Here is a 3,727-nt window from a genome sequence, read left to right as displayed (position 1 = left end):
GCTATATAAGTTATTTTGTATTATAGTTTGAAAACTTGTAAATTAAATAAATTTTGTGTAAAACTTGTCGAAATATAGTTCTATATAACGAATCATTTGATATGATAGAAATGTTGAGAAAATATGAAATAGGGAGAGGGAAATGGCTGTGAAGAAATTATTAAGTGTCTTTTTATCATTATTGCTATTGCTTTCATTTACTGGAACTTTAGCGCAGGCGGAAGAAACTACTTCTATGTCAGTAGAGAAAGCAATTCAAGTATTTAAGCAGCAAGGGAAAACGAAGGGGATAGTGGAAGGATATATCGTTGGGTATACGCAAAGTCCTTCTAAATACACGAAAGATCCGGCTAAGTTTGACGACACAAACGTGGCAATTGCCGATTCGCCAAACGAAACGAATCCAGACAAAATCATGCCTGTTCAATTGCCAAAAGGCGATGTGAGATCGGCAGTAAATGTGAAAGACCATCCTGAAAATATCGGGAAGAAAGTTAGGTTGACAGGGACGCTTGAGTTATATTTCGGTAGCCCAGGTTTAAAATCAGTAACAGCTCATAAGTTTCAAGGAGAAGAACAAAACCGCGTTAGCGATGTAGTGGCATCACCAAATGGTGGGGAAGTTGCAAAAGGAACAGCAGTAACATTAACAACGAATACAGAAGGAGCAACAATCTACTATACGTTAGATGGCTCTAATCCTACAAATAAAAGCGTTCGTTATAACGGACAAATTGTAGTGAATGAAAATAGTGTAGTGAAAGCAATCGCTGAAAAAGAAGGGCTTACTTCTTCAGCAGTTTCGACATTTTCATTTATAATCGTAAATAATGAACCAGTTCGTATTCATGATATTCAAGGGAAATCACATATTTCTCCTTACAATGGGAAGAAAGTAAACAATGTGGAAGGCGTTGTCACAGCGCTTGATAAAAATGGTTTTTATATAGAAGATAATCAGCCGGATAATGATCCAGCTACTTCTGAAGGTATTTACGTATACAAAAAAGATGCGAATGTAGCAGTAGGAGATCTTGTCCAAGTTGATGGAGAAGTAGAAGAATATGTTGGGCCTGGATATGCAGAAAGGTTTGACACAGATTTAACGACGACGGAAATTAAAGCGAGCCGCGTTGCTGTAATCGCAAAAGATCAACCTTTACCAGCGCCGATTGTATTAGGAGAAAACGGTGTAAAAATCCCTGATCAAATTATCGATAATGATGCATTCGGTCTATTTGATCCAAATGAAGATGCAATCGACTTTTATGAAAGTGTAGAAGGTATGCGCGTTACGATGCCAACGCCAAAAATTATCGCTCCGCAGAAAAACGGTAATTTATATGTAACAGTAAAAAATGGCGGAGATAAAGTAGTAACGAAGTATGGTACACCTTTATTAGATAAAGAGCAATTAAATCCAGAGCGCCTTTCTGTAAAAGTACCTCGTGATTATGTCGCGAAAGTAGGCGATACGTTCACTGGAGATATAACAGGCGTAGTAGGATATGACTACGGTTCGTTCCGCATTTCGCCAGTAACGGAATTACCATCTGTAGTGGACGGCGGATTTAAGCAAGTAGGGGCAAATATTCAGCCGCGTCTTGATAAGTTAACAGTTGCTACATATAACATTGAAAACTTCTCAGCGAACAAAAAAGAAACAACAGATGAAAAAGTAAAAGCGTTAGCTTATTCTATTAAATATAATTTAAAAATGCCTGATATTATCGGTGTACAAGAGATGCAAGATAATAATGGAGCAATCAATGACGGTACGACTGATGCATCTTTAAGCGCAAAACGTATCATTGATGCTGTATTAGAAATTCGTGGACCGAAGTATGAGTATGTAGAAATTGCGCCGAACAACAATCAAGACGGCGGGGCACCTGGAGCGAATATTCGCGTCGGTTTCTTCTATAACCCATCTCGTGTGAAATTAGCGACAGTACCGAAGTTACTAGATAAAAATGTAGTTCGTATTGGAGACGAAAATCCTTTATTTGAAAGTACACGTAAACCGTTAGCGGCAGAATTTACGTTCCAAGGACAAAATGTTGTTGTCATTTCAAATCACTTAAACTCAAAACTAGGAGATGCAACGCCATTTGGAAAAGTGCAGCCGCTCGTATTAAAGAGTGAAGAAAAACGAGTTCAATTAGCACAAGAAGTGAATCATTTCGTACAAGGTATTCAAGAAAAGAATACAAATGCACCAGTTGTTGTATTAGGTGATATGAATGACTTTGAATTCTCTAAACCTTTAGAAGCACTAGAGGGAACGATATTAAAAGATATGTTAAACACAGTGCCGAAAGAGAACCGCTACACGTACATTCATGAAGGTAACGCACAAGTGCTAGATCATATTTTAGTAACGAATAACATCGCACCGCACACAATTGTAGACCCTGTACACTTAAACTCAAACATTATGAAAGAACATGGACGTGTAAGTGACCACGATCCAGTACTTGTTCAAATTGATTTGAAGAAGGCTTCTTAAAGTAGGGGAACGCTTAGAAATATACTAAGCGTTCTTTTTCTGTAAAAATCATGTTAAAATTAATTAAAAATTCAGTTTTTTATAATGAGGGGGTTAAAGATGCAAGCATGGTTAAACGGAAAATTAATGAATCAGCTTGCAATTTTTTTTAGTACGATCGTCATGCTTCAGTTTGTAGCTGATATAACAGGGCTTACACAGAATCTAGATAGTATGTATTACTTAATAAATACAGCAACTTCCTATATAACGTTTAGTTTGGCGGTTATTTTTACTTTAATCGGTGCAAAAAGAGAATTAAGTAAATATGCAATTATTGCATTATGTTTAGTGGTAGCTATTAAAGCCATTTATTTTGCGACTGTTGTTATTTTGTGGGGATTGGCTGGTACGCCGTAAATGAATAAAAAAACCTAATTTCCAAGATAACGTGAGGAAATTAGGTTTTTACAATGGCTGAAAAGATTTTCTACATCGATCTCGTTTTTGAAGTCTTCTCATATATCTTTTTTTGTCCCGTTGTAATCCTTTTATGTACATAAATAAGCTGACAAGGAAGAAAAATGTACATTGTAAAATGTATGGTGACATCCCGTGTAATGGTTGTTTTGGATCATATAAGTGAATAGGTGCTCCGCCTATTGTAGGGAATATTGTATTTAGCAGGACGAAGGGAATGGAAGTAACTGCCAATGGGAATAGAAGTGCCATGTAATCCTTTTGTGACCATGTGGACGCTGCTAAACCTAAGAGGGCCATTAAACCAGCGAATAAAAAATTAATCCCAATATATAGATAAATATAAGTGATGGGAGAAGAGAAATATAACTCTGCGAACATTCCGTTGCCATTTATCATGCTAGTACCGACAGTTGGATCTCCATTTGGAATTGTTAATTTGCAAAGTAATAAAGAAAGAATGAACGGTAAAGTATAAAGAAATCCCCCGCAGAAAAATGTAACGATATACTTTGTAAAGGAATACGAGAATAGGGAAATTTCCTTACTTATAAAAGTTTTGAAACCATCGGATTTATCGGAATTATAACTCGTACTAAATGGTAAACTTGCAATAACAGGCATTAATAATAAATAAATATCCATTTCATTATTACGAAACCCTATCCATTTAAAAGCAGTTGCTATAGCCCCATTCGTTGCGTCTCCTAAATAACGAATTACATAATAATAATGATAAATAGAAATAAGAGCTAATCC

At 36.1% G+C, this 3,727-nt stretch carries 3 protein-coding genes; 2 read left to right on the top strand and 1 reads right to left on the bottom strand.

Annotated elements, in window-relative coordinates; translation table 11 throughout:
• Positions 1–142: 142 nt before the first annotated feature.
• Together AB3X49_RS19245 and AB3X49_RS19240 are read left to right on the top strand one after the other, a co-directional pair.
• Positions 143–2,509 carry a DUF6359 domain-containing protein gene (locus AB3X49_RS19245; RefSeq protein WP_367964091.1) on the top strand — a complete coding sequence of 789 codons (2,367 nt, stop codon included), beginning with the start codon at positions 143–145 and terminating at the stop codon, positions 2,507–2,509.
• A gap of 99 nt (positions 2,510–2,608) precedes the next feature.
• Positions 2,609–2,908 (top strand): hypothetical protein, encoded by a 300-nt coding sequence (locus AB3X49_RS19240; protein ID WP_367964088.1) that lies wholly within the window; start codon positions 2,609–2,611, stop codon positions 2,906–2,908.
• Between the two features lie 48 nt (positions 2,909–2,956).
• On the opposite strand, the gene AB3X49_RS19235 is transcribed toward AB3X49_RS19240, so the two are convergent.
• On the bottom strand, positions 2,957–3,727 hold a 771-nt coding region (locus tag AB3X49_RS19235; RefSeq protein ID WP_367964086.1), incomplete at its 5' end, for a hypothetical protein.

Origin of the sequence: Bacillus sp. C30 (genome assembly GCF_040838255.1) — a bacterium.
GTDB lineage: Bacteria > Bacillota > Bacilli > Bacillales > Bacillaceae_G > Bacillus_A > Bacillus_A mycoides.
Note: the sequence above shows the minus strand (reverse complement) of the source record. Positions and strands in the feature narration are given on the sequence as shown.